Here is a 26,934-nt window from a genome sequence, read left to right as displayed (position 1 = left end):
GAAACGCCGTTGACGGGATTGGCCGTCCGGGGTGAACAGTGCGTGACGAGGACCCAAGGCACAGGTGCGGTGCCATTTCGCGGGCCTAGGCTCAGCCCGGGAGCACAGCGCAGAACACCCAAACCCTCACCCGAGGGCGCCCGTTCGACTGCCGCGCCCGACCACCGGATTCCGGATCCGCCCAGCGGACCCGGGTTTCAGCATCTCCGGGCAGGTCGCGCGGCTGCCGGAGCGCCCTCGCTGATCATGACGAAGAGGTCATCGTGGCAGCGGAGATCATCAACCCCCATACCCAGGACACCGACGACCCCGTCGACGCCGTGTTCGCACTCCACCGCGGCGGCAAGATGGAGGTGCGTGCAACGGTGCCCGTGCGCGACGCCGACGACCTGTCCCTCGCGTACACGCCGGGGGTCGCCCGGGTCTGCACCGCCATCGCCGAGCAGCCCGAACTGGTCAACGACTACACCTGGAAGGCCAACACGGTCGCGGTGGTCACCGACGGCACCGCGGTGCTGGGCCTGGGCGACATCGGTCCGCAGGCATCGCTGCCCGTGATGGAGGGCAAGGCGATCCTGTTCAAGCAGTTCGGCGGGGTGGACGCGGTCCCGATCGCCCTGGACTGCACGGACGTTGACGAGATCGTCGAGACCGTGGTCCGGCTGGCGCCCTCCTTCGGCGGCGTCAACCTGGAGGACATCTCCGCGCCGCGCTGCTTCGAGATCGAGCGCCGGCTCCAGGAGGCCCTGGACATCCCGGTCTTCCACGACGACCAGCACGGCACCGCGATCGTCACCACCGCCGCGCTGTGGAACGGCGCCAAGGTGACCGGCCGGGAGATCGGCGAGCTGCGCGCGGTGATCTCCGGGGCCGGCGCGGCCGGGATCGCCATCGCCAAGATGCTGGTGGCGGCGGGGATCGGCGACGTCGCGCTCTGCGACCGACGCGGCGTGGTGCACCAGGGCCGGGCGGACCTGACCGAGGTCAAGGCCGAGATCGCCGCGCTGACCAACCGGACCGGACTCAAGGGCACCCTGGCCGAGGCGCTGGCCGGCGCCGACGTCTTCATCGGCGTCTCCGGCGGGACCGTGCCGGAGCAGACCGTGGCCACCATGGCCAAGGACTGCCTGATCTTCGCGATGGCCAACCCCAACCCGGAGATCCACCCGGAGGTCGCGCACAAGTACGCGGCCGTGGTGGCCACCGGCCGGTCGGACTTCCCGAACCAGATCAACAACGTGCTGGCGTTCCCCGGCATCTTCGCCGGCGCGCTGCAGGTCCGGGCCTCCCGGATCACCGAGGGGATGAAGCTGGCCGCCGCCGAGGCGCTGGCCGGCCTGGTCGCCGACGACCTCAGCGCGCAGCGGGTGATCCCCTCGCCGTTCGACCCGCGGGTCGCCCCGGCGGTGAGCAGGGCGGTCGCCGAGGCGGCCCGCCGGGAGGGCGTCGCCCGACGCTGACGGTCCGCCAGGGGCCCGGGGCACGCGGTGGAGGTCACACCCGCTCGCTGTTCCGGGCCCGCACCGATCGGCGCTAGTGTCCGGTCCATGTTCGCCGCCTACGCCGCACGCATCGACGCCGACGACCCCCTCAGCGCCCTGGAGCTGGGCGAGTTGCCCGAGCCGGAGGCCCGGCCGGGCTGGAGCGTGGTGACCGTCCGGGCCGCCACGCTCAACCACCACGACCTCTGGTCGTTGCGCGGGGTGGGCCTGCCCGCCGAGCGGCTGCCGATGATCCTGGGCTGCGACGCGGCCGGGGTCGACGAGCAGGGCAACGAGGTGGTGATCCACTCGGTGATCGGCCAGAGCGGCCACGGGGTCGGTCCGACCGAGCAGCGCTCCCTGCTGACCGAGCGTTACCAGGGCACCTTCGCGCAGCGGGTGGCGGTGCCGACCTGGAACCTGCTGCCCAAGCCCGCCGAGCTCTCCTTCGAGCAGGCCGCCTGCCTGCCCACCGCCTGGTTGACGGCCTATCGGATGCTCTTCACCAACGCCGGGGTCAGGCCCGGCGACACCGTGCTGGTGCAGGGCGCCGGCGGCGGGGTGGCCACCGCGCTGATCGTCCTCGGCAAGGCGGCCGGCCTGCGGGTCTGGGTCACCGGACGGGACGAGGCCAAGCGGGACCGGGCGATCGGGCTCGGCGCGGACGCGGCCTTCGAGAGCGGCGCCCGGCTGCCGGAGCGGGTCGACGCGGTGATGGAGACGGTCGGCGCGGCGACCTGGTCGCACTCCGTGAAGTCGCTGCGGCCGGGCGGCACGATCGTGATCTCCGGCGCCACCTCCGGGCCGAACCCGAAGGCGGCCGAGCTGAACCGGATCTTCTTCCTGGAGCTCAAGGTGGTCGGCTCGACCATGGGGACCAAGGAGGAGCTGGCCGGACTGCTCGCGCTCTGTGCGCACGCCGGCGTGCGCCCGGTGATCGACTCGGTGCTGCCGCTGGCCGAGGCGCGCGCCGGCTTCGAGCGGCTGGCCAAGGGCGACGTCTTCGGCAAGATCGTGCTGACGCCGTGATCCCTGGTGGGCGCTCCCGCGCGGGAGCGCCCACCAGGGTCGGCTCAGCCCAGCAGGCGGCGCAGCCGCTCGCCGGCCGAGGCCAGTACGGTCCGCGCCTCGGCCAGCCGCTCGCGGTCCACTCCGCCGTCCCGGGCCGCGTCGCGGACCTGGTCACGGAACCGGTCGAGCAGCCGCTCCAGCTCGCGGGCCGGCTCGCCGGCCGGGTCGGTGCGGGCCCAGTCCGGCAGGTCGGTCGGGCCGTCCTCGCCGAGGTCGACCCGGGTGACGGTGATCTTCTCGCTCTGCGCCGCCGAGCCGCCCGAGGCGTCCCAGCGGGACGGGTCGGCCAGGCCGGCCAGCCCCCGGGTCAGCTCGGAGAAGCCCTCGGCCAGCCCGCTCGGCCAGTCGCCCTTGCTGACGTGCTCGCGCACCTGCTGCTCGACCCGCCGCTTGATCCGCAGCGCCTCCTGCTGCGCCGCCTGGCGGACCGCCTGCGACTGCTCCCGGGCCTTGCGGGCCTCCTCCTTGGCCCGCTTGGCCTGCTCCTTGGCCTGCCGCTCCTGCTCCTTGGCCCGCTTGGCCTGGGCCTTGAACTCGGCGTACTCCTCGCGGGTGCGCTGCCAGGCCGCCTCGCCGGCCCGACCGGCGCCGCCGGCGGCCTCGCCGGCCGCGGGGGTGGGCCGGCGGGCGCTGCGGGCGGCGTCCCGCAGCTCGTCGCGGAGGTCCTTGGCGGAGTCCCGGACGTCCTCGCGGATCGCGCCGGCCAACTGGGCCACCGAGTCCCGGATCTCCACCTCCAGCTCCGCCAAGTCGTCCTGCCGGGCCGTCAGTTCGGTGCGACCGGCCTCGGTGATCCGGTAGACCTTGCGGCCGCCCTCGGTGGAGTGCTCGACCAGGCCCTCCTTCTCCAGCTTGGCGAGCCGCGGGTAGACCGTGCCGGCGGACGGCGCGTACAGGCCGTGGAACCGCTCCTCCAGCAGCCGGATCACCTCGTAACCGTGCCGCGGTGACTCGTCCAGCAGCTTCAACAGGTAGAGCCGGAGCCGGCCGTGGGCGAAGACGGTGCTCATGCCTGGTCCTCGGGGGTCTCGGTGGGGGTCGCGGGCAGTTCCTTGACCAGGCTCGGCAGGTCGTCCTCCGGCTCGGGGCGGCTGAGCAGCGAGATCGCCCCGGAGACCGTGGTGACCTGGAGCCTGCCGGTGCCCGCGCCCAGCTTGCCGCTGAGCTTCTTGGCACCCCAGGTGCCACCGAGCGTCAACTCGTCGAAGGCGTTGGAGAACTGGCCGTTGGTGCTGCCGGCCTCGACGGTGGTGTCGGCGGGCCGCGGCAGTCGGACGGCGACGTCGCCGCTGACCGTGTTGACCTTGATGTCGGCCGGGGTGGTGCCGTCCAGGTCGAGCGTGACGGCGCCGCTGACGGTGTTGGCGTGCAGGGTGGCGGCAGTGCCGGAGATGACGGTCAGCTCGCCGGAGAGGGAGTTCACCCGCAGTTCGTCGGCGACCGACTGGGCGTTCACGTCGCCGGAGACCGTCTTGGCCTCGGTCCGGCCGGCCAGCTCCACCAGGGTGGCCTCGCCGGCCACGCCCCAGACGGTGGTGCCGCCGGTCACCCCGGAGACGGTGGCGGCGGCGGTGATCGTGCCGAGCTTGACCTCGGTGGCGGCCGGCACGGTCAGTGAGACCACCGCGCGGCGCTTGCGGCGCAGCGAGCCGATGAAGCCCTTCATCGCGTCGACCGACTTGACCTTCTCGCCGAACTCGGCCCAGTCGAGGTTGGGGTAGCTGACCGTCAGCACGCCGTCGACCAGGGAGACCTGGAGCGGCTCGCCCTCCAGCTCGGTCACCTCCAGTCGGGCCGGGCCCTCGGCGGCGACGACGTTGACGGCGCCTCCGATGATGCGCACCTGCAGACCGCGGACCGGCTCCTCGATGGCGATCCGCTGCGGTTCCTCGACTGTCCACTGGCTCATGGTGTTCGTCCTCCCGTTCGGCCGCCGCCGTCGTACCCTGGAGGGGCGACGATCCGGCGAGTCGCGATGTATCGCGTCTTCCGAATAACACGATATATCGCGTAGCGCGGAAGTCAAGGGCCTCCGTGCGCCGAGATACGAAGGGGCCCCGGGCGGCTGATGCCACCCGGGGCCCCTTCGCGCGGCCCTACGCGTCGTCCTCGTCGTCCAGCCGGGCCAGCCAGGTGGCCAGTCGTTCGACGGGGATCTCGAAGTCGGGGTTGAGGTCGACGAACTCGCGCAGGCGCTCGGCCAGCCACTCGAAGGTGACCTCCTCGTCGCCGCGCCGGCTCTCCAGCTCCTCGATGCCGCGGTCGGTGAAGTACACGGTGTGCTCCGGTCGGGTGGGGATCTTCGGGGTCAGGATAGTGCGGGCCCGGACGCCGACGGGCCCGGCCTCCGTGTGGCTGGAGACCGGGCCCGTCACGCGCACTGGCGTCAGAGCGGTCAGAGCGAGAAGACGTCCTCGATCAGCTGCTGCTGCTCGGCGGCGTGCCGCTTGGCCGAGCCGACCGCGGGCGCCGAGGACGACGGCCGGGCCACCCGGCGCAGCCGGCTGCCGTCGGCCTTGCGGCCGATCACCACGTCCAGGTGGTCGACCAGGTTCATCGCGATGAACGGCCAGGCACCCTGGTTGGCCGGCTCCTCCTGGGCCCAGACGAACTGGACGTCGTCGCCGTAGCGGCCCAGCTCCTCCTGCAGCTCGGCCACCGGCAGCGGGTAGAGCCGCTCGACCCGGACGATCGCGGTGTCGGTGACGCCGCGCTCGGTACGGGCCGCCGCCAGGTCGTAGTAGAACTTGCCGGCGGTGATGACCACCTTGCGGACCTGGGCCGGGTCGACCGAGTCGTCGCCGATCACCGGGCGGAACGAGCCGGAGGTGAACTCCTCCGCCGAGCTGGCCGCGGCCTTCAGACGCAGCATCGACTTCGGGGTGAAGACGACCAGCGGCTTGTGGTGCGGGTTGTGCACCTGCCAGCGCAGCAGGTGGAAGTAGTTCGACGGCAGGGTCGGCATGGCGACCGTCATGTTGTTCTGCGCGCACAGCTGGAGGAAGCGCTCCGGGCGGGCGGACGAGTGGTCCGGTCCCTGGCCCTCGTAGCCGTGCGGCAGCAGCAGGGTGACGCCGGAGTGCTGGCCCCACTTCTGCTCGGCCGAGGCGATGTACTCGTCGACCACGGTCTGCGCGCCGTTGACGAAGTCGCCGAACTGCGCCTCCCACATGACCAGCGCGTTCGGGCGGGTCAGCGAGTAGCCGTACTCGAAGCCCATCGCCGCGTACTCCGACAGCAGGCTGTCGTAGACGGTGTAGCGGGCCTGGTCCTCGGTCAGGTAGAGCAGCGGGGTGTAGTCCTCGCCGGTCTGCCGGTCGATCAGCACCGCGTGGCGCTGGCCGAAGGTGCCGCGGCGGCTGTCCTGGCCGGCCAGCCGGACCGGGTGGCCCTCCATCAGCAGCGAGCCGATGGCGAGCGTCTCGCCGGTGGCCCAGTCGATGGTGCCGTCCTCGATCGAGGCGGCGCGGCGCTGCAGCTGCGGCAGCAGACGCGGGTGCACGGTCAGCCACTCCGGCAGGTTGACCTGCGAGGCGGCGATCCGCTTCACCATCTCCTGGGAGATGCCGGTCTGGACGTTGACCGGGAAGTCGGCGGCCGAGACCGCATCCGGGGCGGCGGCCTGCGTCGAGGCCGCGTCGCGGACCTCGGCGAAGACCTTCTCCAGCTGGCCCTGGAAGTCCTGGAGCGCCTGCTCCGCCTCTTCCATGGTGATGTCGCCGCGACCGATCAGGCCCTCGGTGTAGAGCTTGCGCACCGAGCGCTTCTTGTCGATCAGGTCGTACATCAGCGGCTGGGTGAACGACGGGTTGTCGGCCTCGTTGTGACCGCGGCGGCGGTAGCAGATGAGGTCGATCACGACGTCCTTGTGGAACGTCTGGCGGAACTCGAAGGCGAGCCGCGCGACGCGGACCACGGCCTCCGGGTCGTCACCGTTCACGTGGAAGATCGGGGCCTCGATCATCCGGGCCACGTCGGTGCAGTACATCGAGGAGCGGCTGCTGGCCGGGGCGGCGGTGAAGCCGACCTGGTTGTTCACCACGATGTGCACGGTGCCGCCGGTGCGGTAGCCGCGCAGCTGCGACATGTTCAGGGTCTCCGCGACCACGCCCTGGCCGGCGAAGGCCGCGTCGCCGTGGATCTGGATCGGCAGCACCGGGAAGGACGTGCCGCCCTGGTCCAGGATGTCCTGCTTGGCGCGGGAGATGCCCTCGACGATCGGGTCGACCGTCTCCAGGTGGGACGGGTTGGCGGCCAGCGACACCTTGATGGTCTCGCCGTCCAGGCCGGTGAAGGTGCCCTCGGAGCCCAGGTGGTACTTGACGTCGCCGGAGCCGTGCATCGACTTCGGGTCCAGGTTGCCCTCGAACTCGCCGAAGATCTTGCCGTACGGCTTGCCGACGATGTTGGCCAGCACGTTGAGGCGGCCGCGGTGGGCCATGCCGATGACGGCCTCGTCGAGGCGGTGCTCGGCGGCGGCGTCGATGGTCGCGTCCAGCAGCGGGATCAGCGACTCGCCGCCCTCCAGCGAGAAGCGCTTCTGCCCGACGTACTTGGTCTGCAGGAAGGTCTCGAAGGCCTCGGCCGAGTTCAGCCGGCGCAGGATGCGCAGCTGCTCCTCGCGCTCCGGCTTGGTGTACGGCTTCTCCAGGCGCTCCTGCAGCCACTTGCGCTGCTTCGGGTCCTGGATGTGCATGTACTCGATGCCGACCGTGCGGCAGTAGCTGCCGCGGAGCAGGCCGAGGATGTCGCGCAGCTTCATCATCTTCTGGCCGCCGAAGCCGCCGACGGCGAACTCCCGCTCCAGGTCCCAGAGGGTGAGGCCGTGCTCCACGACGTCCAGGTCGGGGTGCTTGCGCTGCTTGTACTCCAGCGGGTCGGTGTCGGCCATCAGGTGACCGCGGACCCGGTAGGAGTGGATCAGCTCCATGACGCGCGCGGTCTTGTTGACCTCGTCGTCGTGGGTGGCGGCCACGTCGGTGGCCCAGCGGACCGGCTCGTACGGGATCCGCAGCGACTCGAAGACCTCGTCGTAGAAGCCGTGCTCGCCCAGCAGCAGCTGGTGGATCGCGCGCAGGAACTCGCCGGAGCCGGCGCCCTGGATGACCCGGTGGTCGTAGGTCGAGGTCAGCGTCATGATCTTGGAGACGCCGAGCCGGGCCAGCGTCTCCGGGGAGGAGCCCTGGAACTCGGCCGGGTACTCCATCGCGCCGACGCCGACGATGGTGCCCTGACCCTGCATCAGGCGGGGCACCGAGTGCACGGTGCCGATGCCGCCCGGGTTGGTCAGCGAGACCGTGACGCCGGTGAAGTCGTCCATGGTCAGCTTGTTGGCGCGGGCCCGGCGGACGATGTCCTCGTAGGCCTGCCAGAAGCCGAAGAAGTCCATCGTCTCGGCCTTCTTGATGGCCGCGACGACCAGCTGGCGCTCGCCGTTCGGCTTGACCAGGTCGATGGCCAGACCGAGGTTGATGTGCTCCGGCTTCACCAGGTAGGACTTGCCGTCCTTGACCTGGTAGCTGTGGTTCATGCCCGGGTACGCCTTCAGGGCCTGCACCAGCGCGTAGCCGATCAGGTGGGTGAAGGAGACCTTGCCGCCGCGGGCGCGCTGCAGGTGGTTGTTGATGACGATGCGGTTGTCGATCAGCAACTTGGCCGGAACGGCGCGCACCGAGGTCGCGGTCGGCACCTCCAGCGAGGCGTCCATGTTGGTCGCCACGGCCTTCGCCGGGCCGCGCAGCACGACCAGCTCGGGGCCGGCGGGCGCGGCTGCGGCCTCGGCGGCCGCAGCGGCCTCGACGACGGCCTTCGGAGCCGGCGGCGCGGCGGGGGCGGCTGCCAGCGGCGCGGCGGCGGGCGCCGGCGCGCTGGGCGCGGCGGCCACCGGGGCGGCGGCGGGGGCAGGCGCCACCGGAGCTGCAGCAGGGGCAGGGGCGGCAACGGTGGTCGGCGTGGGGCCGACCGGGGTCGCGGCCTGGGTCACTGGGGTCACCTCGGTACCGGGCTTGTAGTCGGCGAAAAAGTCCCACCAGGCTCGGTCGACCGAGTTGGGATCCTGGAGGTACTGCTGGTAGATCTCGTCGACGAGCCACTCGTTGGGGCCGAAGCCAGTGGGACTTGCCGAGCTGCTGGGGGTTTCAGGGTGTGGCGACACGGCGGCAACCGCCCTCTTCCGCTTCCTTTTGGGATGTGTGGACAGCGGGGATTAAGGCTACGCCCCTGACCGATGATCGCGCAGTCCCCGAAGGCCCTGCGTCGCCCAGATCACAGTGTGCTAGGCCACATTGGCCGAAAGTTTGCGTTACAAGACGGTCTGTGGGGGGAAATGGGCGGCCTTGCTCGGGCCTCAAAACCACCCTAAACCGGACAAACCTCTGCCGGATTGACCAGGTTTGGCCATCTCGGCCTGTCGATCGCCGGAATGTCCCAGTTCGGTGACAAAGCTGGCCCGGCTGGACAGATCTCCGCAGGTGGGTGCGGTGGATCACAGTCGGGGGCGCGGGATCAGCGGCGTGGCGCCGGGGAGCGCGACCCTGATCAGGCAGCCCTGCGAGCCGTCCGCCACCTGGATCCGTCCGCCGTGCAGATCGACCGCCCAGCGGGCGATGGCCAGGCCCAGTCCGGTGCCGCCGTCGCTGCCCGGACCCTGGGCGGTCGGCGCGCCGGCCCGGCTGAACCGGTCGAAGACCCGGGTGCGGTCCTGCTCCGGGATGCCCGGACCCTGGTCCTCGACCTCCAGCACCAGCTCCTGCGGCTCCCGGCCGCCCGCCCGGGCCCGTACCGTCACCACGCCGCCGGACGGGGAGTGCTTGCAGGCGTTGTCCACCAGGTTCGCCACCACCTGGTGCAGCCGCTCGGGGTCGGCCAGCCCGGTCAGGCCGGCCGGCTCGACGTCCAGCTCCAGGCGCAGGTCGCCCCGGCGGCTCCAGGCGCCGCCGGCCGTGGCGCCGTCCACCGTCAGACCGCGCAGCACGCCGGCCAGGAACGGCCGGACCTCGAACTCGCGGACGTCCAGCGGCACCACCCCGTCGTCCAGCTTGGAGAGGTCCAGCAGGTGGGCGACCAGCCGGCCGAGCCGCTCGGTCTGTTCCAGCGCCGCGCCCAGGTTGGCGTGGTCCGGCTGCACCACGCCGTCGACCACGTTCTCCAGCACCGCCTGCAGCGCGGCGATCGGGGTGCGCAGCTCGTGCGAGACGTTGGCCACCAGCTCCCGGCGGTGCCGGTCGGCGGCCTCCAGGTCGGCGGCCATCTTGTTGAAGGCCGCGGCCAGCTCGCCGATCTCGTCGCGCGAGGAGGTGCGGACCCGCCGGCTGTAGTCACCGGCGGCCATCGCCCGGGAGGCGGCCGTCATCTCGCGCAGCGGCGCGGTGAGGGTGTGCGCCAGGAGCTGCATGAAGAGCAGGGAGGCGATCATGGAGAAGGTCATGATCACCCGGATCTGGGTCTCCGAGCGGACCGCGATCACCATCATCCCGGAGGCGAGCACGACCGAGACCACGACCAGCAGGGCCAGCTTGCCCTTGATCGAACGCACCGGGTCGAAGGGCCGGATCTCCCGCCAGGCCCGTTCGGCGGCACGGGTGAGCAGCGCGCGGCGTGGCGCCGCGCCGGGTTCGGTGTGCGCCTGTGCAGCGGTGTTCATCGGTGCTGTGGTCCCCGTACGTCTCTGCCCCCGTGGCCCCCGCCGGTTGCGTGTCGCTCAGGACACCGGGGCCTCCAGCGCGTAGCCGACCCCGTGCACGGTGCGGATCCAGGTCGCGCCGATCTTCCGGCGCAGCGCCTTGACGTGGCTGTCGACGGTCCGGGTGCCGGAGGCGTCGGTCCAGTCCCAGACCTCGGAGAGCAGCTGCTCGCGGGTGAGCACGGCGCGCGGCTGGGCGGCCAGGCAGGCGAGCAGGTCGAACTCGGTGGGCGTCAGGTGGACGTCCCCGGAGGCCAGCCGGACCCGGCGCTGGACGTGGTCGATCTCCAGCTCGCCGAAGCGCAGCGAGCCGAGCGCGGGGGTCCGGGCGGCCTGCTGGGCGCGCTCGACCCGGCGCAGCAGCACGTTCACCCGGGCCGCCAGCTCGCGCATCGAGAACGGCTTGGTCATGTAGTCGTCGGCGCCCACGCCGAGGCCGACCAGCAGGTCCGTCTCGTCGTCGCGGGCGGTCAGCATCAGCACCGGGACCGGGCGCTGGGCCTGGATCCGGCGGCAGACCTCCAGCCCGTCGAAGCCGGGCAGCATGATGTCGAGCACCACGAGGTCGGGCTGCCAGGTGTGGAAGCCGTCCACCGCACCGGGGCCGTCGTGCGCCACGGCCACCTTGAAGCCCTCGGCGCCCAGGCGGGCGGCGATGGACTCGGCGATGGTGGGCTCGTCCTCGACGACGAGCACGCGTCGTTGGGCGATCACACCAGTACCACTGGTGTCCTGTTGAATTTCTGTCACGGTCACGCCACCGCCCCCAGGGCCTGCGGGCCGGCCACCTGTGGGGGTGGCGGGACGCCGCTCGTAGTCTTGTTCCGTCGTTTTCCGTGCCCGGACCTGGCCGCTCCTGCCGCCGTGCCGCTCGGCCGGACCGGTGGCTTCCCAACCGCCGGTCCCGCGCGCTCACTTCGCAGCGTACGGACAGCAGGTGCACCCCGGTAGGCGGACCGTGGATTTGCGGGCGCACAGGCCCAGGGCCGCACCCCGGGGACGGGCACGGGCCGCTACCTTACCCGGCGATGTCGATCTGCCGTAACGGTGTGTATCTGCTTCGGGGATGGCAGACTCCACGATGTGGGGTGCTTTCCCGGCGGGCTCCCAGCGAGTTCCCAGCGAGCTCCCGGCGCCGGGGGTTGGTACGGACCGGATCCCGAACTCCCGCTCGGAGCAGGGCGGGCCGGATCCTCAGCTGGTTTTCAGATGCGCGCCGTACGGTGGGTGGGATCGGTTGTCGTCCAACGGCGCGCCCCGCGTGGCTGGCGGGGGCGCGAGCGGTCGGACGGAACGGAGGCGCGATGGCACAGCCGGCGGACGAGGCCGGAGACCGCCCGACGGCGGCTCCCTACGCGGCGCTGCGGCTCGGCCTGCGCAGCGGCCCGCTGTTCTGGGTGCTGGCACGGGTGCCGACGCCCCGGCGCAACCCCTTCGCGCTGCTCTACCTGGTCGTGCTGGCCGGCACCACGCTCTTCGCGCACTTCGGCGACCCCGTCCTGGTGCACCAGCTGCAGACCATGTCCAGCACCGACGGGCACCACCTGCTGCACACGCCGCTGCGCTCGCTGCTGATGAGCGGGCTCTGGGTGGCCGGGCCGGTCTGGATGCCCTACCTCTGGGCCTTCGCCTTCACCGTGGCGCCGCTGGAGCGCCGGATCGGCTCGCTGCGGGCCATCGGGGTCTTCGCCGCCGGGCACGTCGTCGGCACGCTGCTCTCGCAGGCCGTGGTGGCGGTGGCGGTGGCCACCGGACACCTCGGCGCGAGCGCCCTGGACGAGCTGGACATCGGGGTCAGCTACGGGGTGCTGTGCTGCCTGGGCGCGTTCAGTGGGCTGCTGCCGGTCCGGGGACGGATCGCCGCGCTGGTCGGGGCCTTCCTGCTGGTCGCGCACCAGATCCTGAGCGACCAGGATCTGGTCACCGCGATCGGGCACCCCACCGCGCTGCTGGTGGGCATCGCGCTCTGGGGGCCGATCCGCCGGCCGCGGCGCCCTCGCGGTCGTCGGCCGCTGCGCGGTCCGCTGCCCCGGCCCGCCCTCGACCGGGTGTAGCCCGCTCTCTTTTCCTCCCCCCTTCTTCTCCCCGCTTCCGGGGCGTCCCGGGCTGATCGCTCAGGGCGAACAAGCGTCGGGGAACATCCTCGGGCACCCCGGCCTTAGTCAGATCGACTCAAGTTCGCTGACTGGGGAGAGATCATGGCATCGACGTCCGCTTCGCTCACCCTGCCCGTGCTGCCGCTCGACGACGAGGTGGTCCTGCCGGGCATGGTGGTGCCGCTGGACCTGTCCGACACCGAGGTGCGTGCCGCCGTCGAGGCCGCCCGGGCCGCCGCGCGGATGTCGGTGGACGGGGGGAAGCCGCAGGTGCTGCTGGTTCCCCGGCTGGACGGCTCGTACGGCGCGGTCGGCACGCTGGCCACCGTCGAGCAGGTCGGCCGGCTGGCCGACGGCGATCCGGCCGCACTGGTGCGCGCGGTGCACCGGGTGCGGATCGGCTCCGGGACGACCGGCCCGGGCGCCGCGCTCTGGGTGGAGACCGTCCCGTTCCGCGAGTCCGTCGTGTCGCAGCCGCTGCCGGGCCGGACGGCCGAGCTGGTCAAGGAGTACAAGGCGCTCTCCGCGCAGTGGCTGCGCAAGCGCGGCGCCTGGCAGGTGGTCGACCGGGTGGCACAGATCGAGGGGGTCGGCGAGCTGGCCGACAACATCGGCTACGCGCCGTTCGCCACCGCCGAGCAGAAGCTCAAGGTGCTGTTGGAGGCCGACCAGACCGCCCGGCTGGAGTTCGCCCTGCAGCTGCTGCGCGACCACCTCGCCGAGGAGGAGGTCAACGACACCATCCGCAAGGACGTCGAGGAGGGCGTGGCCAAGCAGCAGAAGGAGTTCCTGCTGCGCCGCCAGCTGGAGGCGGTCCGCAAGGAGCTGGCCGAGCTGAACGGCGAGCCGGCCGACGAGGAGGGCGACTACCGGGCCCGGGTGGAGGCCGCGGACCTGCCCGAGAAGGTCCGCGAGGCCGCGCTCAAGGAGGTCGAGAAGTTGGAGCGCTCCTCCGACCAGTCGCCGGAGGGCAGCTGGATCCGCACCTGGCTGGACACCGTGCTGGAGCTGCCCTGGAACAGGCGCAGCGAGGACACCTACGACATCGCCGGTGCCCGCGCGGTGCTGGACGCCGACCACTTCGGCCTGGCCGACGTGAAGGACCGGATCGTGGAGTACCTGGCGGTCCGCAAGCGGCGGGCCGACCAGGGGCTCGGCACGGCCGGCGGCGGTGGGACCGGAGCGGCCGTGCCCGGCGCCTCGGTCCAGGGCGGTGGGCGCCGGGCGGGCGGCGCGGTGCTGGCCCTGGTCGGGCCGCCCGGCGTGGGCAAGACCTCGCTCGGCGAGTCGGTGGCCCGGGCGATGGGCCGCGACTTCGTGCGGGTGGCGCTCGGCGGGGTCCGGGACGAGGCGGAGATCCGCGGCCACCGGCGTACCTACGTGGGCGCGCTGCCCGGCCGGATCGTCCGGGCGATCAAGGAGGCCGGGTCGATGAACCCGGTGGTGCTGCTCGACGAGATCGACAAGGTCGGCTCGGACTACCGCGGCGACCCGGCGGCGGCCCTGCTCGAGGTGCTGGACCCGGCGCAGAACCACACCTTCCGGGACCACTACCTGGAGGTCGAGCTGGACCTCTCGGACGTGGTCTTCCTGGCCACCGCCAACGTGCTGGAGGCGATCCCGGAGCCGCTGCTGGACCGGATGGAGCTGGTCCGGCTGGACGGCTACACCGAGGACGAGAAGGTCGTGATCGCCCGTGACCACCTGCTGCCGCGCCAGCTGGAGCGGGCCGGCCTGGGCGTCGAGGACGTCACGGTCGGGGAGGACGCGCTGCGCAGGCTGGCCGGCGAGTACACCCGGGAGGCCGGCGTCCGGAACCTGGAACGGGCGGTCGCCCGGATCCTGCGCAAGGTCGCCGCGCAGAGCGAGCTGGGCGAGCGGGAGCTGCCGGTGGCGATCGGCGCCGAGGAACTGCGCGGGCTGATCGGCCGGCCGCACCACGTGCCGGAGGCCGCGCAGGCGCCGACCGAGCGGCGCACCGCCGTCCCCGGGGTGGCCACCGGGCTGGCGGTCACCGGCGCCGGCGGCGACGTGCTCTACGTCGAGGCCTCGCTGGCCGACGCCGAGACCGGCAGCAGCGGGCTGACCCTGACCGGCCAGCTGGGCGACGTGATGAAGGAGTCCGCGCACATCGCGCTCTCCTACCTGCGCTCGCGCGGCGCCGAGCTGGAGCTGCCGGTGACCGGGCTGCGGGAGCGCGGCATCCACCTGCACGTGCCGGCCGGCGCCGTCCCCAAGGACGGCCCGAGCGCGGGGATCACCATGACCACGGCGCTGGCCTCGCTGCTCTCCGGTCGCCGGGTGCGCCCGGACGTGGCGATGACCGGCGAGGTCTCGCTGACCGGCCGGGTGCTGCCGATCGGCGGGGTGAAGCAGAAGCTGCTCGCCGCCGACCGCGCCGGGGTCACCACGGTGATCATCCCCAAGCGCAACGAGCCCGACCTGGACGACGTCCCCGCCGAGGTCCTGGACCGCCTGACCGTCCACCCGGTCGCCGACGTCCGCGAGGTGCTGCGGCTGGCCCTCGAGCCGGCCGAGGTCATGGTGGCCACGGCCGCGTAGCGGACCGCCGCCGGAGCGCCCGAGGCAACGAGCCGAACCCCTCGGGCGCTCCACCGTGACCGGAGCGTGAGACGGGTGTTGTGGGACCCGGCGTCAACGGTCGGCATGGCTCCGGCTGCGACCTGGTGTGGGACACCGCCGCGGTGCGCTCCGCCGCCGTTCCGCGGCTGTCCCTCGGCGACCACCTGATCAGCACCGTGCTCCGCGAGCCGCTGGTCCCGGGCACCGACCTGACCACGGTGCTCGACCCCTACTACTACGACGCCGAGATCGACCCGGAGACCGGGAAGGCGGTGCGCACGCGGTTCCTCGGCGCGGGTTTCCCCTTCGATCCGCTGCAGATGGCCGCCACCGTCGCGCCGGGCGGTGTGGTTTACCAGGGGACGGCCACCGGGGTGGTGCGGATCGCCGCCGCGGGCCGAAAAGCGCCCGACCGGCGGAGCGGGGAGTCGCTTATGGCGTCCTCATCCGGGCGTGCGACACTGCGCCAATGCCGTCACCTACACAGAAAGCACTGGCCAGGGTGCCAGAGCCAGTGCGTCCCATCCTCGTACAACATCGCGAGCTGGTGAAGTTCCTGGTCGTGGGTGGCTCATGCTTCCTGCTGACCATGGTGATCAACTACGGTCTCCGGCTCACGGTCTGCCAGTCCAAGCCGCTGGTCGCGCTGACCGTCGCCAACGTGGTCTCCACGGTGGCCTCCTACTTCCTCAACCGGCAGTGGTCCTTCCGCTCGGAGGGCACCCACAAGGAGCTCATCCCGTTCGCGGTGGTCAGCGGGATCGCCATCGGCGTCAACGACCTCCCGATGACGGTCAGCCGCTACCTGCTCGACCTGCGCACGCCGTACGTCAGCGGGTTCACCCAGGAGGTCTCCGACTTCCTGGCCGGCATGATCCTGGGCACCCTGGTGGCGATGGCGTTCCGCTACTGGGCGATGAAGAAGTTCGTCTTCACCACGCAGGCGAGCGGCGCCGGGCAGGCCGAGCCGGCCGCCCAGCCCGCCGCCGAGATGCGATAACCGAGAACATCAGGCGGACGCGGTGTCCGCGGTGACCGGAGGACGGCCACCGCGGGCACCGCGTCCGGTTGCCAGCAGCACCCCCAGCACTCCGGCCGCCGCCCAGGCGGCCAGCACCAGCAGCGGGACGGTGAGCCCGCTGCCGTCGAAGTAGCTGATCGAGCGGGCCGCGTCGGTGCCCGCGCCGTTCGGCAGCCAGCGGCCGATCGCCCGCCAGAACGGCGGCAGCAGCGCCGGCGGATAGACCCCGCCCGCGCTCGGGTTGCCGAGCACCACGAAGAGCAGCACCGCCAGCCCGATCCCGATCAGGTCGAACAGGCACTGCAGGGTCATGGTGATCGCGCCGACCGCGAAGACCACCAGGCTCCCCAGCCCCCAGAGGGCGGCGATCCCGCCCGGCAGGGCGCCCAGCGCGGGCCCGGCGATCAGCGTGCCGCCGAGGCCCGCCGCGATCGAGTAGAGCGCCAGCGCCCCCAGTCGGATCAGCGCGCGCTGGTGGTTCGCAGGCCGGGCCCCCGCGCTGATGCCCAGGATCGAGGCCACCAGGTAGCCGCCGACGCACCAGCCGACCACCAGGTAGAAGGAGGAGAGGCCCTTGGCGTCGCCAGGTGCCAGCGGGACCACGTCCTGGACCCGCACGGTGCGGCCCTGGGCCTGCTCGACCCCGGTGGCGATCTGCTCGGCCGCCGCCGCGGCGGCCGCGCCACGGGCGCCGGCGACCAGCAGGGTGTCCTGGCTGCCGGGCGGGTTCACCACCAGGGCGGCGTACAGCCGCTGGTCCTTGAGCTGGGAGACCGCGGTGGCCTGGTCGGCGACCGGCCGGGCATCCACCGCCTGGCCGGGCAACTGCCCCAGCCCGGCCACCATCCGGTCGCTGACCTGCGGCGGCGCGACCACGCCGATCGCCAGCCGGTGCGGGGCCGGGTGGTGCAGCGCACCGATGTACGAGGTGATGAAGCCCAGCTGGAGCAGCAGCACGCCGAGCACCAGGAGCGCGGCGCGTGGCGTGACGGCTTCCTTGAGTTCCGCGGTGAAACCTCGGCCTGGCATCGGCGTTCTCCTTTACTCGGGGGTCCACTCCGGGTCCACTCCGGGCCCGGTCCGGGCGTGCTCCCGGGGGCTCCGGGAGCGGCGTCGGCCGCGTGGGCAAAAAGTAAACGAACTTAATACTTCATATCATGAAACAGTTGCCCGCTCGGGTCGTTCGCAAAGTCGGCGCACGCCGGTGTTCGCATGCTGGGCGACGGGGCGTGGCCGGAAGGGAGTGCTGGTGGATACTGATCGCGCGTCGGCGAGCAGCGCCGGGCTGGTGGCTGGCGAGTGGCGGTTGGGCGTGGACGAACGGAACGGCGAGGGCGCGGGCCCGGTTGATGGCGGGGCGGCCGAGGAGGCCTTCCGGGCGGTGGAGCGCGAGGTGGCGCTGATGTTCCGGCGCGGTCGGGCCCGGGCTGCCGAGATGTCGCGCCTGGTGCACCCCAAGCTGGAGGGCGTGGCCTACAGCATGCTCGGCCACTTGGAGGAGGTCGGCCAGGTCCGGGTGACGGACGTCGGCGCGTACTTCGGGGTGGGCAAGGCCACCATCAGCCGGCAGATCAAGACCCTGGAGGAGCTGGGCCTGGTGACCCGGGAGTCCGACCCGTTGGACGGCCGGGTGTCGCTGGTCTCGCTCACCGAGGAGGGGGCGGCCCGCTACCGGCGGGCCTACGACCTCCGGCTGGAGGTGTTCCGGGAGATGCTCGGCGGCTGGGATCCGGACGATCTCGCCCGGTTCGCCGTGCTGCTGGCCCGGTTCAACGAGACGGTGGCGGCGGTGGCCGAACGGGCGCCCGCGCCGGAGCCCTGTCCGGAGGACTGAATTCGCGGCAGTGGGACGAGCGCGGGCGGCGCAAGGTCGGGAGAAAGTTGCCTAGGTCAACTATTAATTATATGGTTGCCTAAGGCAACGATCTAAGGACCCCTCCCATGACCTCCTCGTCAGCGGCGCACCGAGCCGGTCGCCACCACCACCATCACGACGACCGACCGATGACGCACCGGGAGATCCTCGAAGCCCTCTCCGGGTTGCTGCTCGGCCTGTTCGTCGCGGTGCTCTCCTCGACCATCGTCTCCAACGCGCTGCCCCGGATCCTCACCGACCTGCACGGTGGCGAGTCCGCCTACACCTGGGTGATCACCGCCGCGCTGCTCTCGCTCACCGCCACCACCCCGATCTGGGGCAAGCTCTCCGACCTGGTCAGCAAGAAGCTGCTGGTGCAGATCGCGCTGGTGATCTACATCGTCTCGTCCACCCTGGCGGGCCTGTCGCAGAACACCGGGGAGCTGATCGGCTGCCGGGTGCTGCAGGGCGTCGGCGCCGGCGGCGTGGTCGCGCTCGGCCAGATCTGCCTGGCGGCGATGGTCCCGCCGCGCGAGCGCGGGCGCTACAGCGGCTACTTCGGCGCGGTCTTCGCGCTGGCCACCATCGGCGGCCCGCTGATCGGCGGCGTCATCGTGGACACCGGCTGGCTCGGCTGGCGCTGGTGCTTCTACGTCGGGATCCCGTTCTCGGTGATCGCCATCGTCGTGCTGCAGCGGACCCTGCACCTGCCGGTGGTGAAGCGCCAGGCGAAGATCGACTACCTGGGCGCGCTGCTGATCGCCGGCGCGGTCTCGCTGCTGATGGTCTGGGTCACCCTGGCCGGTACCGACTACCCCTGGCTCTCCTGGCAGACCGCGGCGATGGTGACGGGCGGGATCGCGCTCGGCGCGCTGGCCGTGCTGGCCGAGAGCCGGGCCGCCGAGCCGATCATCCCGCTCAGCCTGTTCCGCTACCGGACGGTCAGCCTGGCCGCGGTCGCCAGCGTGCTGGTCGGCGTCGGGATGTACGGCGCGACCACCTTCCTCGGCCAGTACTTCCAACTGGCCAAGGACAAGACGCCGACCATGGCCGGCATCATGACGCTGCCGATGATCCTCGGACTGGCGGTCGCCTCCGCGGTGGCCGGCCGGCTGATCACCCGGTACGGCCGGTGGAAGGGCTTCCTGGTGGCCGGCACGTTCCTGCTCGCGCTGGGCTTCGCGCTGCTCGGCAGCGTCCGGGTGGGGACCGGCTACGGGCTGCTCTCGCTCTACATGGCCGCCACCGGCATCGGCCTCGGCCTGACCTCGCAGAACCTGGTGCTGTCGGTGCAGAACACGGTCACCGCCCAGGAGATGGCCACCGCCAGCTCGGCGGTCACCTTCTTCCGCACCATGGGCGGTGCGATGGGCGTCTCGGCGCTCGGCGCGCTGCTCAACAACAAGGTGGGCGGCTACCTGACGCAGAACCTGGCCGCCGCCCACCTGCCGGCGGCCGGCGCCCAGGCGCTCTCCGGTGGTGACATCCCGGACCTGAGCAAGCTGCCGGCGCCGCTCCTGCCGCTGGTCACCGACGCCTTCGGGCACGGGGTGGCCACGGTGTTCCTGTTCGCCTCGCCGTGCGCGCTGCTGGCGTTCGTGGCGGTGCTGTTCATCCGGGAGGTGCCGCTGCGTACGGCGCAGGCCGTCAAGGCACGGCCGGCCGTCGAGCAGCCGGCCGAGGCCTGACGGTCCCGGCAACACGGAAGGGCCACCCCCGGCTTCCCGGGGGTGGCCCTTCCGTCACGGGGTCAGGAGGCGATCAGGGTGAGGCCGTAGCCGACCGCCGCGACGCAGGCGGCGAAGCAGACCCCGGCGCCGACCAGGGCCAGCGTGCCGCCGCCGTCGGCGCCCGCCGCACGGGCGGCCACGGCCTCCTCGCGACGGGACAGCGCCAGGATGCCCAGGGAGAAGACCGCGACCACCGCGACGGTGACCAGGAAGCTGACACCGGCGGTGTCGGCGAGAGCGCTCCAGTTGATGTTCATGACGGGCGTCCTCCTCAGGCGGCGACGGTGGTCGAGGCAGGGGTCGGGGTCGGGGCGACCGCGGTGGTCGGCGCGGGGACCGGCGTGACGTCGTTGACGTTGTGCGCGGTCACCGGCGTGCGCCGGGACAGCCGCCACATCGCCGCCGAGCCGGCCACCAGCACGGCGCCGATCAGCACGACGCCCCAGGTGCCCTGGTCGGCGACGAACGCGGCACCGCCGGCCACCGCGGCGGCGGCGGGCAGGGTCAGACCCCAGGTGTAGACCATCCGGCGGGCCATGCTCCAGTGCACCTCGCCCTTCGGGCCGCCCAGGCCGGCGCCCATGATGCCGCCGGAGACCACCTGGGTGGTGGACAGGCCGTAGCCCATGTGCGAGGAGGTCAGGATCACCGCCGTGGTGGCCACCTCGGCGGAGAAGCCCTGCGGCGCCTGGACGTCGGTCAGGCCCTTGCCCATGCTGCGGATGATCCGCCAGCCGCCCGAGAAGGTGCCGAGCGCGATGGCCAGACCGGCGGCGGCGATCACCCAGACCGGGGGCAGCGAGTGCTTGGGCAGCGCGCCGACCGAGACCAGGGTGAGGGTGATGATGCCCATGGTCTTCTGGGCGTCGTTGGTGCCGTGGGCCAGTGAGACCAGCGAGGAGGAGAAGATCTGGCCGGTCCGGAAGCCCTTGGTGGCGGTCCGCTCGCCGGCCCGCCGGGTGATCAGGTAGGCGGCCTTGGTGGCGCCCCAGGCGGCCAGCCCGGCGACGATCGGGGAGGCGACGGCCGGGAGCAGGATCTTGGTGACCACGGTGGTGAAGTTCACCGCGTGCAGGCCGGCCCCGACGAGGGTGGCGCCGATCAGGCCGCCGTACAGCGCGTGCGAGGAGCTGGACGGCAGGCCGCGCAGCCAGGTGAGCAGGTTCCAGAGGATGGCGCCGACCAGCGCGGCGAAGATCACCGCGGGGTGGACGCCGGCCTTCTCGTTGACGATGCCCCCGGAGATCGTGCTCGCGACCTTCACCGAGAGGAAGGCCCCGGCGAAGTTGAGGACCGCGGAGATGGCGACGGCGACTCTGGGCCGCAGCGCGCCGGTGGCGATGGAGGTGGCCATCGCATTGGCGGTGTCGTGGAAGCCGTTCGTGAAGTCGAAGGCGAGCGCTGTGATGATCACAACTGCCACCAGGAACGTGATGTGTTCCATACCCAAACAATCGTCGTAGTTGACGGTCTGTTCCGTCGCTCAGGCGCGACGGTAGGGAGAGCGGGTTAACGGAAGGTGAACTGACCGGGTCTGCCCGGTTCCGTTGATGTCGGACATCTTTCCACAGAGCTTCCACAAGATGTCCAGACCCGGGGTGACCAGCGCTTTCGTGCAGAGTGCCCCAATTGATGACGGAATTCTGAGATATGTGTCACGGTGGCCGCCGAAGCTGAGAATTCGTCAGACCGCGGGTAGGTCCCCTGCCGGACCCACGGGTCTCCGTGGCAGGATCAGCGGGGACCCGTCACCGGCGGGACAGGGGAGGGCCCGGCCGGACCGGCCGGCGGAGCGGGGGAGGCGGGCCGATGCGGGCCGAGCTGCGGAATCGCGTGGTCGGGGCTGGAGCGGGCCGCGGGCCGGGGCTGCGGGTGGCGGTGCGCTGCGGGGCACTGCTCGCGGTGGCCGCGCTGGCAGTGCCGCTGGGCAGCCAGGCGGCGTACGCGGTGGGTGACGCGGCACCGGGCGGTGCGCCCGCGGTCTCGCTCTCGCCGGGGGACAACCCGCTGGCCGGCGCCGAGGCCACCCTGGGACCGCTGCTGACCACCATCCACACGCTCTACCAGAACGCCGAGGCCGCCACCGAGCAGTACAACGCCACCGCGGCCCGGCTGGCGAGCCAGCAGAGCGACCTGGCGGCGCTGAACGGCAAGCTCGCCGCCCAGCAGCAGGTGGTGGACACCGGGATGGACGTGGCCGCCGAACTCGCCGCCGACCAGTACCAGAACGACGGCCTCTCGGCCTTCGGAGAACTGCTGCTCGCCAAGGACCCGTACCAGGCGGTCCAGCTCGGCGCGTTGCTCAGCGCCGCCGGGCGCTCGCAGGCGGCCTTCATAGGCCAGCTCAAGGCGGCGCAGGCCAGCCTGCAGCAGCTGCAGAAGCAGTCCCAGGCGGCCCTCGCCGGCTCGCAGGCGCTGCTCGACCAGCAGAACCAGAACAAGACCGCGATAGCGCAGCAGCTGGCCGGTGTCGAACAGGTGGTCTCCTCACTCACCGGCGCCCAGCAGTCCGAGCTGGAACAGCTGGAGCAGCAGCAGGTGGACCAGGCCCAGCTGGCCTTCCTCGCCTCCGGTGCGCTCGGCCGGGGCGAGCGCACCCCGTCGGCGGCCGGGCGGCAGGCGGTCGCCTACGCGCTCGCCCAGCTCGGCAAGCCGTACGTCTGGGGGGCGATCGGGCCGGACTCCTTCGACTGCTCCGGGCTGACCTCGCAGGCCTGGCTGCACGCGGGCGTCACGATCCCGCGCACCAGCCAGGACCAGTGGGCCGACCTGACGCACGTGCCGCTCAACCAACTGCGCCCCGGCGACCTGGTGATCTACTACGCGGACGCCGACCACGTGGCGATGTACATCGGCGGTGGGCTGGTGGTGCAGGCGCCGCACACCGGTGCGGTGGTGCGGGTCTCGCCGATCGGCATGGCGCCGATCCTGGGCGCGGTCCGGCCGGACCCGCAGGACGGGGCGGACGACCGGGGCGGCGCCTGGACGGTGCCTGCCGGGCTGGCCCAGGCCGCTGACGCACCGACCCCGATCGCACCGGGCAACACCCCGGGGCTGCCGACGGTCACGCCGCCGCCGGCGGCACCGCCGGCCGCGCAGCAGCCGAAGCCGCAGCCGGGCGGGCCAGCGGGTCCGGCGCCGTCCGGCGCCTCGCCCGCGCCGAGCGGACCCGCGCCGGCCCCGCCCAGCCCGTCGGCCACGCCGACGGCGTCGCCGGGCGCCGGCGCCTCGGGCGGTCCGACGCCGAGCGGGCCGGCCTCGGCCTCGCCGTCCGGTTCCAGCTCGCCGAGCGCCTCGGGTTCACCCTCGCCCGAGGGCCGCTGAGCGGGCCGGGTGCTGGGCGGGCCGGGTGCTGGGCGGGCCCGTCGCGGTGTCAGCCGACGGGCAGGCCCGAGTCCGGTTCGAAGCGGATCAGGACGGCCTTCGAGGTCGGTGTGTTGCTGATGTCGGCGGTGGAGTCCAGCGGCACCAGCACGTTGGTCTCCGGGTAGTACGCCGCCGCCCCGCCGCGGGCGACCGGGTAGTGCACCACCTTGAAGTGCGGCGCCCGGCGCTCGACGCCGTCGTGCCACTCGCCCACCAGGTCGGTGTAGCCGCCCTCGACCAGGCCCAGCTCGGCGGCGTCGGCCGGGTTGACCAGCACCACCCGACGGCCGCCGGTGATGCCCCGGTAGCGGTCGTCCAGGCCGTAGATCGTGGTGTTGTACTGGTCGTGCGAGCGCAGCGTCTGGAGCAGCAGCCGCCCGGCCGGGACCTCGGGCGCGGTCAACGGGTTGACCGTGAAGTTGGCCTTGCCGGTGCTGGTCGGGAAGGTCCGGCTGTCACGCGGGCCGTGCGGCAGCGCGAAGCCGCCGGGGGCGCGGACCCTGGTGTTGAAGTCCGTGAAGCCCGGCACCACCCGGGCGATCCGGTCCCGGATCAGGTCGTACGACTGCGCGAACTCCTCCCACGGCGTCGGGTCGTCGGCCCCGAGCGCGGCCCTGGCCAGCCGGCAGACGATGGCCACCTCGGAGAGCAGCCCGGGGGCCGGCGGGCGCAGCCGTCCCCGCGAGGAGTGCACCATGCCCATCGAGTCCTCGACCGTGACGAACTGGTCGCCGGCGTCGGTGCGGTCCCGGTCGGTGCGGCCCAGGGTGGGCAGGATCAGCGCCCGGGCGCCGGTCACCACGTGCGAGCGGTTGAGCTTGGTGGAGACGTGCACGGTCAGCCGGCAGCGCCGCAGTGCGGCCTCGGTGACCAGGGTGTCCGGGCTGGCCGCGACGAAGTTGCCACCCATCGCGAAGAACACCCCGACCCGGCCGTCCCGCATCGCGCGGATCGTCTCCACCACGTCGTAGCCGTGGTGCCGGGGCGGCGCGAAGTCGAACTCCCGCTCCAGCGCGTCCAGGAAGGCCGGTGCCGGACGTTCGAAGATGCCCATCGTGCGGTCGCCCTGCACGTTGCTGTGGCCGCGAACCGGGCACACCCCGGCCCCCGGGCGGCCGACATTGCCGCGCAGCAGAAGGAAGTTGACCACCTCGCGGATGGTCGGCACGGCGTGCTTGTGCTGGGTCAGGCCCATCGCCCAGCAGACGATGACCTTCTTCGAGCGGAGCACCAGCCGGGCCAGCTCCTCGATCTGCTCGAACGGCAGACCCGTGGCGGCCAGCACCTCCTGACGGTCCGTCCGCTTCGCCTCGGCGGCCCACTCCTCGAAGCCCAGGCAGTGCTCGGCGATGAACTCCCGGTCCAGTACGCCGCCCTGGGCGTCCTCGGCGGCCAGCAGCAGCTGGTTGAGGGCGCGGAAGAGCGCCAGGTCGCCGCCGAGCCGGATCTGCAGGAAGAGGTCGGTCAGCTTGGTGCCGTTACCGGCCAGGCCGCGTGCGTGCTGCGGGTTCTTGAAGCGTTCCAGGCCCGCCTCCGGCAACGGGTTGACGCTGACGACGGTCGCGCCGGCCCGCTTGGCCCGCTCCAGGGCGGAGAGCATCCGGGGGTGGTTGGTGCCCGGGTTCTGGCCGGCCACGATGATCAGGTCGGCCTGGTGGAGGTCCTTCAGGTGGACGCTGCCCTTGCCCACCCCGAGCGTCTCCACCAGCGCCGAGCCGGAGGACTCGTGGCACATGTTGGAGCAGTCCGGCAGGTTGTTGGTGCCCAGTCGGCGGGCGAACAGCTGGTAGGCGAAGGCGGCCTCGTTGCTGGTCCGGCCCGAGGTGTAGAAGGCGGCGCCGTCGGGGGAGTCCAGCCCGGCGAGCTCCTCGGCGATGATCGTGAAGGCCTTGTCCCAGCTCACCGGGGTGTAGTGGGTCGCGCCCTCGGCCAGCAGCATCGGTTCGGTGAGCCGGCCCTGCTGGCCCAGCCAGTAGCCGGAGCGCTCGGCCAGCTCGGCCACCGAGTGGGTGGCGAAGAACTCCGCCGTGATCCGCCGCTCGGTGGCCTCCTCGGCCACCGCCTTGGCGCCGTTCTCGCAGAACTCGGCGGTGTGCGGCTTGTCGGGCTCCGGCCAGGCGCAGCCGGGGCAGTCGAAGCCGTCGCGCTGGTTGACCTTGAGCAGGGTGGCGAGCGTCCGGCGGGCGCTCATCTGCTCGCCGGCCATCCGCAGGCTGTGCCCGACGGCGGGCAGTCCGGCGGCCGCGTGGTGCGGAGCGCTCACCACGGGCGCGTCCTGCGCCGGGTCGCTCTGCGGGGCTTGCTTGGCCATGACTCCCACCTCCAGCTCGGTCAGGGCGACGTCGTCGTCAGCCCGGCCCCCCATCCTTCCATTCCGGCCCGCCGCGACGCGGAGCAGGCGGCGAGGGCCGAGCGAGCGGAGCGGGACCGGCACCAACTGATCGCGTTCCGGGGCTGAGCGTCTCTGGCCGCCGGCCGCCGCGCGCGTGGCCGCGCCCTTGCCGTCCGGCGTACGGAAGCTGACGATTCGCCCACGTCCCAACGAAGTTGACCGTTTCCCGGGACCCTGCCCGGCGCGTCCGCGACACTGGTGGCCCGCGCTCGGCGCCGGCCGCCGGGCCGCCGGAACCTCGCCGTCCCCGCGGCCGGCGCCGGACGCGGAGCCGTGGGCCGGGGGAGCGAGGGGGACGGATGAGAGCCGGAACAGTGCTGGGCGGCCGCTACCTGCTGATCGGTGAGCTCGGCCGAGGCGGGTTCGGCGTGGTCTGGGAGGCCTACGACCACCGCGTCGGCCGCCAGGTCGCCGTCAAGACCCTCCGCCACCACGGCGTGGCCGGCGGCGGCACCGACGTCATCCGCCTGCGCCGCGAGGTGGAGGTGCTGGCCCCGCTCAGCCACCCCAACATCGTGGTGGTCCTCGACGTCGGCGAGGCCGACGCCGACGGCGAGCGGTTCAGCTACCTGGTGATGGAGCTGCTGAACGGCCCGACCCTGGCCGCCGTGATCGCCGCCGGGAGGCCCGACCTGCCGCGCGCCCTGGACTGGGGGCAGCAGCTCTGCCGGGCGCTCGGCGCGGCGCACGCCGGCCGGGTGATCCACCGGGACGTCAAGCCCGAGAACATCATGCTGGTCGGCCCGGACCACGCCGTCGTCAAGGTGCTCGACTTCGGCATCGCGCAGATCGACGACAACCGGGACGGCCTCACCACCGAGGGTTCGGTGATCGGCAGCGCCCGCTACCTGGCTCCCGAGCGCTGGCGCGGCGAGCCGGGCACGGTCCGTTCCGACCTCTACGCGGTCGGCTGCGTGCTGTACGAGCTGTTCACCGGCGGCCGCCCGTTCACCTCCACCAGCCAGGTCGGCCTGATGACCCAGCACCTGGACGAGCCGCCGCCGCGCCCCGCCGGACTGCCGGCCGGCCTCGCCGACCTGGTGCTGGAGCTGCTGGCCAAGGACCCGGCGGACCGCCCCACGGACGCCGAGGAGGTGCGCCGCCGGCTGGCCGCGGCGGCGGACGGGATCCGGGCACTGCGCCGCCGGGCGGACGACGCCTGGCAGGCCGCGGCGGACGGCCGGGCCGCCCAGGCGGTGGTCCGGCTGCGCGCGCTGATCCCGGAGTTCGCGCTCGCCTTCGGCCCGGCCGACGGCCGGACCCTGCGCACCTGTCACGACCTGGCGGTGAGCCTGGAGCGGGCCGGCGACCTCGGGCAGGCGTACTGCCTGCTGGCCGAGCTGCTCCCGGCCGGCGTGGCCGCGCTCGGCGAGGAGCACCCGGACGTCCGGGACATCCGGCACCGTCTGGACCGCCTGCCCCGCCCCGCGGCCGGCTGCCCGGCCGACCTGCTCGCTCCCCTGCTGGGCCGGCCCGTCCCGCACCCCGGGGCTGTCAACCGTACGGGCAGCTGATTCCACCCTTCACCCGCTTGGATGAATTGATGGGAACTGGCCGATGGCCCACCTCTGGTTGATGGCACGAGGCCGTTGATATACCTCGGATGCATAGGCAAGGGAGGTGTGCGGCCTCCCCCGCACGATGCGACGACACAGGTG

Annotated in this window: 20 protein-coding genes; 10 read left to right on the top strand and 10 right to left on the bottom strand. The window is 72.5% G+C overall.

Features of this window, described 5'->3' with window-relative positions; genetic code table 11:
• Positions 1 to 263: 263 nt before the first annotated feature.
• Positions 264 to 1,460 (top strand): NADP-dependent malic enzyme, encoded by a 1,197-nt coding sequence (locus tag ACIGXM_RS06910; protein WP_396557656.1) that lies wholly within the window; start codon positions 264 to 266, stop codon positions 1,458 to 1,460.
• Positions 1,461 to 1,547: 87 nt separating this feature from the next.
• Complete coding sequence (locus tag ACIGXM_RS06905) at positions 1,548 to 2,510, top strand: zinc-binding dehydrogenase (protein ID WP_396557654.1); 963 nt, start codon at positions 1,548 to 1,550, stop codon at positions 2,508 to 2,510.
• A 44-nt stretch (positions 2,511 to 2,554) separates the two neighbouring features.
• Here the strand turns inward: ACIGXM_RS06905 and ACIGXM_RS06900 are convergent, their stop codons facing one another.
• The 6 genes from ACIGXM_RS06900 to ACIGXM_RS06875 all read right to left on the bottom strand — a co-directional run bounded on the left by ACIGXM_RS06900 (position 2,555) and on the right by ACIGXM_RS06875 (position 10,989).
• Positions 2,555 to 3,562, bottom strand: coding sequence for a helix-turn-helix transcriptional regulator (locus ACIGXM_RS06900; RefSeq protein ID WP_396557652.1), 1,008 nt, complete (start codon positions 3,560 to 3,562; stop codon positions 2,555 to 2,557).
• Positions 3,559 to 4,461, bottom strand: coding sequence for a DUF4097 family beta strand repeat-containing protein (locus tag ACIGXM_RS06895; protein ID WP_396557650.1), 903 nt, complete (start codon positions 4,459 to 4,461; stop codon positions 3,559 to 3,561). The genes ACIGXM_RS06900 and ACIGXM_RS06895 overlap by 4 nt, the downstream gene beginning before the upstream one ends.
• A gap of 187 nt (positions 4,462 to 4,648) precedes the next feature.
• Positions 4,649 to 4,828: a DUF6104 family protein gene (locus tag ACIGXM_RS06890; protein WP_396558335.1), complete on the bottom strand. Its 180-nt coding sequence runs from the start codon at positions 4,826 to 4,828 to the stop codon at positions 4,649 to 4,651.
• Between the two features lie 119 nt (positions 4,829 to 4,947).
• On the bottom strand, positions 4,948 to 8,706 hold the full coding sequence (locus ACIGXM_RS06885; RefSeq protein WP_396557648.1) for a multifunctional oxoglutarate decarboxylase/oxoglutarate dehydrogenase thiamine pyrophosphate-binding subunit/dihydrolipoyllysine-residue succinyltransferase subunit: 3,759 nt from the start codon (positions 8,704 to 8,706) through the stop codon (positions 4,948 to 4,950).
• 330 nt (positions 8,707 to 9,036) lie between these two features.
• On the bottom strand, positions 9,037 to 10,194 hold the full coding sequence (locus ACIGXM_RS06880) for a sensor histidine kinase (protein ID WP_396557646.1): 1,158 nt from the start codon (positions 10,192 to 10,194) through the stop codon (positions 9,037 to 9,039).
• A gap of 57 nt (positions 10,195 to 10,251) precedes the next feature.
• The gene (locus tag ACIGXM_RS06875; protein WP_396557644.1) at positions 10,252 to 10,989 is read right to left on the bottom strand and encodes a response regulator transcription factor; all 738 of its coding nucleotides are present in this window, start codon (positions 10,987 to 10,989) and stop codon (positions 10,252 to 10,254) included.
• A gap of 548 nt (positions 10,990 to 11,537) precedes the next feature.
• Between ACIGXM_RS06875 and ACIGXM_RS06870 the strand changes: the two genes are divergently transcribed.
• From ACIGXM_RS06870 to ACIGXM_RS06855, 4 genes are all read left to right on the top strand, one after another.
• Positions 11,538 to 12,287: a rhomboid-like protein gene (locus ACIGXM_RS06870; RefSeq protein WP_396557642.1), complete on the top strand. Its 750-nt coding sequence runs from the start codon at positions 11,538 to 11,540 to the stop codon at positions 12,285 to 12,287.
• A 144-nt stretch (positions 12,288 to 12,431) separates the two neighbouring features.
• Positions 12,432 to 14,891 carry an endopeptidase La gene (gene lon, locus ACIGXM_RS06865; RefSeq protein ID WP_396557640.1) on the top strand — a complete coding sequence of 820 codons (2,460 nt, stop codon included), beginning with the start codon at positions 12,432 to 12,434 and terminating at the stop codon, positions 14,889 to 14,891.
• Positions 14,892 to 15,034: 143 nt separating this feature from the next.
• Entirely contained in the window at positions 15,035 to 15,463 is a 429-nt protein-coding gene (locus ACIGXM_RS06860; RefSeq protein ID WP_396557638.1) for a hypothetical protein, read from the top strand.
• Entirely contained in the window at positions 15,460 to 15,912 is a 453-nt protein-coding gene (locus ACIGXM_RS06855; RefSeq protein ID WP_396557636.1) for a GtrA family protein, read from the top strand. Before ACIGXM_RS06860 ends, ACIGXM_RS06855 begins: the two co-directional genes overlap by 4 nt.
• 9 nt (positions 15,913 to 15,921) lie before the next feature.
• On the opposite strand, the gene ACIGXM_RS06850 is transcribed toward ACIGXM_RS06855, so the two are convergent.
• Complete coding sequence (locus ACIGXM_RS06850) at positions 15,922 to 16,962, bottom strand: DUF3533 domain-containing protein (RefSeq protein ID WP_396557634.1); 1,041 nt, start codon at positions 16,960 to 16,962, stop codon at positions 15,922 to 15,924.
• A gap of 220 nt (positions 16,963 to 17,182) precedes the next feature.
• Between ACIGXM_RS06850 and ACIGXM_RS06845 the strand changes: the two genes are divergently transcribed.
• Positions 17,183 to 17,767 (top strand): MarR family winged helix-turn-helix transcriptional regulator, encoded by a 585-nt coding sequence (locus tag ACIGXM_RS06845; protein WP_396557633.1) that lies wholly within the window; start codon positions 17,183 to 17,185, stop codon positions 17,765 to 17,767.
• Between the two features lie 107 nt (positions 17,768 to 17,874).
• On the top strand, positions 17,875 to 19,476 hold the full coding sequence (locus ACIGXM_RS06840; protein ID WP_396557631.1) for an MDR family MFS transporter: 1,602 nt from the start codon (positions 17,875 to 17,877) through the stop codon (positions 19,474 to 19,476).
• A gap of 62 nt (positions 19,477 to 19,538) precedes the next feature.
• On the opposite strand, the gene ACIGXM_RS06835 is transcribed toward ACIGXM_RS06840, so the two are convergent.
• Together ACIGXM_RS06835 and ACIGXM_RS06830 are read right to left on the bottom strand one after the other, a co-directional pair.
• Positions 19,539 to 19,775, bottom strand: coding sequence for a hypothetical protein (locus ACIGXM_RS06835; RefSeq protein ID WP_396557629.1), 237 nt, complete (start codon positions 19,773 to 19,775; stop codon positions 19,539 to 19,541).
• Positions 19,776 to 19,789: 14 nt separating this feature from the next.
• Positions 19,790 to 20,962 (bottom strand): anion permease, encoded by a 1,173-nt coding sequence (locus ACIGXM_RS06830; RefSeq protein ID WP_396557627.1) that lies wholly within the window; start codon positions 20,960 to 20,962, stop codon positions 19,790 to 19,792.
• Positions 20,963 to 21,327: 365 nt separating this feature from the next.
• Here ACIGXM_RS06830 and ACIGXM_RS06825 point away from each other — a divergent pair, with 365 nt between their 5' ends.
• Positions 21,328 to 22,842: an NlpC/P60 family protein gene (locus ACIGXM_RS06825; RefSeq protein ID WP_396557625.1), complete on the top strand. Its 1,515-nt coding sequence runs from the start codon at positions 21,328 to 21,330 to the stop codon at positions 22,840 to 22,842.
• A gap of 49 nt (positions 22,843 to 22,891) precedes the next feature.
• On the opposite strand, the gene ACIGXM_RS06820 is transcribed toward ACIGXM_RS06825, so the two are convergent.
• Positions 22,892 to 25,195 carry an FdhF/YdeP family oxidoreductase gene (locus ACIGXM_RS06820; RefSeq protein ID WP_396557623.1) on the bottom strand — a complete coding sequence of 768 codons (2,304 nt, stop codon included), beginning with the start codon at positions 25,193 to 25,195 and terminating at the stop codon, positions 22,892 to 22,894.
• A 380-nt stretch (positions 25,196 to 25,575) separates the two neighbouring features.
• Between ACIGXM_RS06820 and ACIGXM_RS06815 the strand changes: the two genes are divergently transcribed.
• Positions 25,576 to 26,790, top strand: coding sequence for a protein kinase (locus tag ACIGXM_RS06815; protein WP_396557621.1), 1,215 nt, complete (start codon positions 25,576 to 25,578; stop codon positions 26,788 to 26,790).
• The last annotated feature ends 144 nt before the right edge of the window (positions 26,791 to 26,934 follow it).

Source organism: Kitasatospora sp. NPDC052896, assembly GCF_044547075.1.
Classification (GTDB): Bacteria; Actinomycetota; Actinomycetes; order Streptomycetales; family Streptomycetaceae; genus Kitasatospora.
The sequence above is the reverse complement of the archived record's forward strand: the minus strand, read 5'-3'. Positions and strand labels throughout refer to the sequence as shown.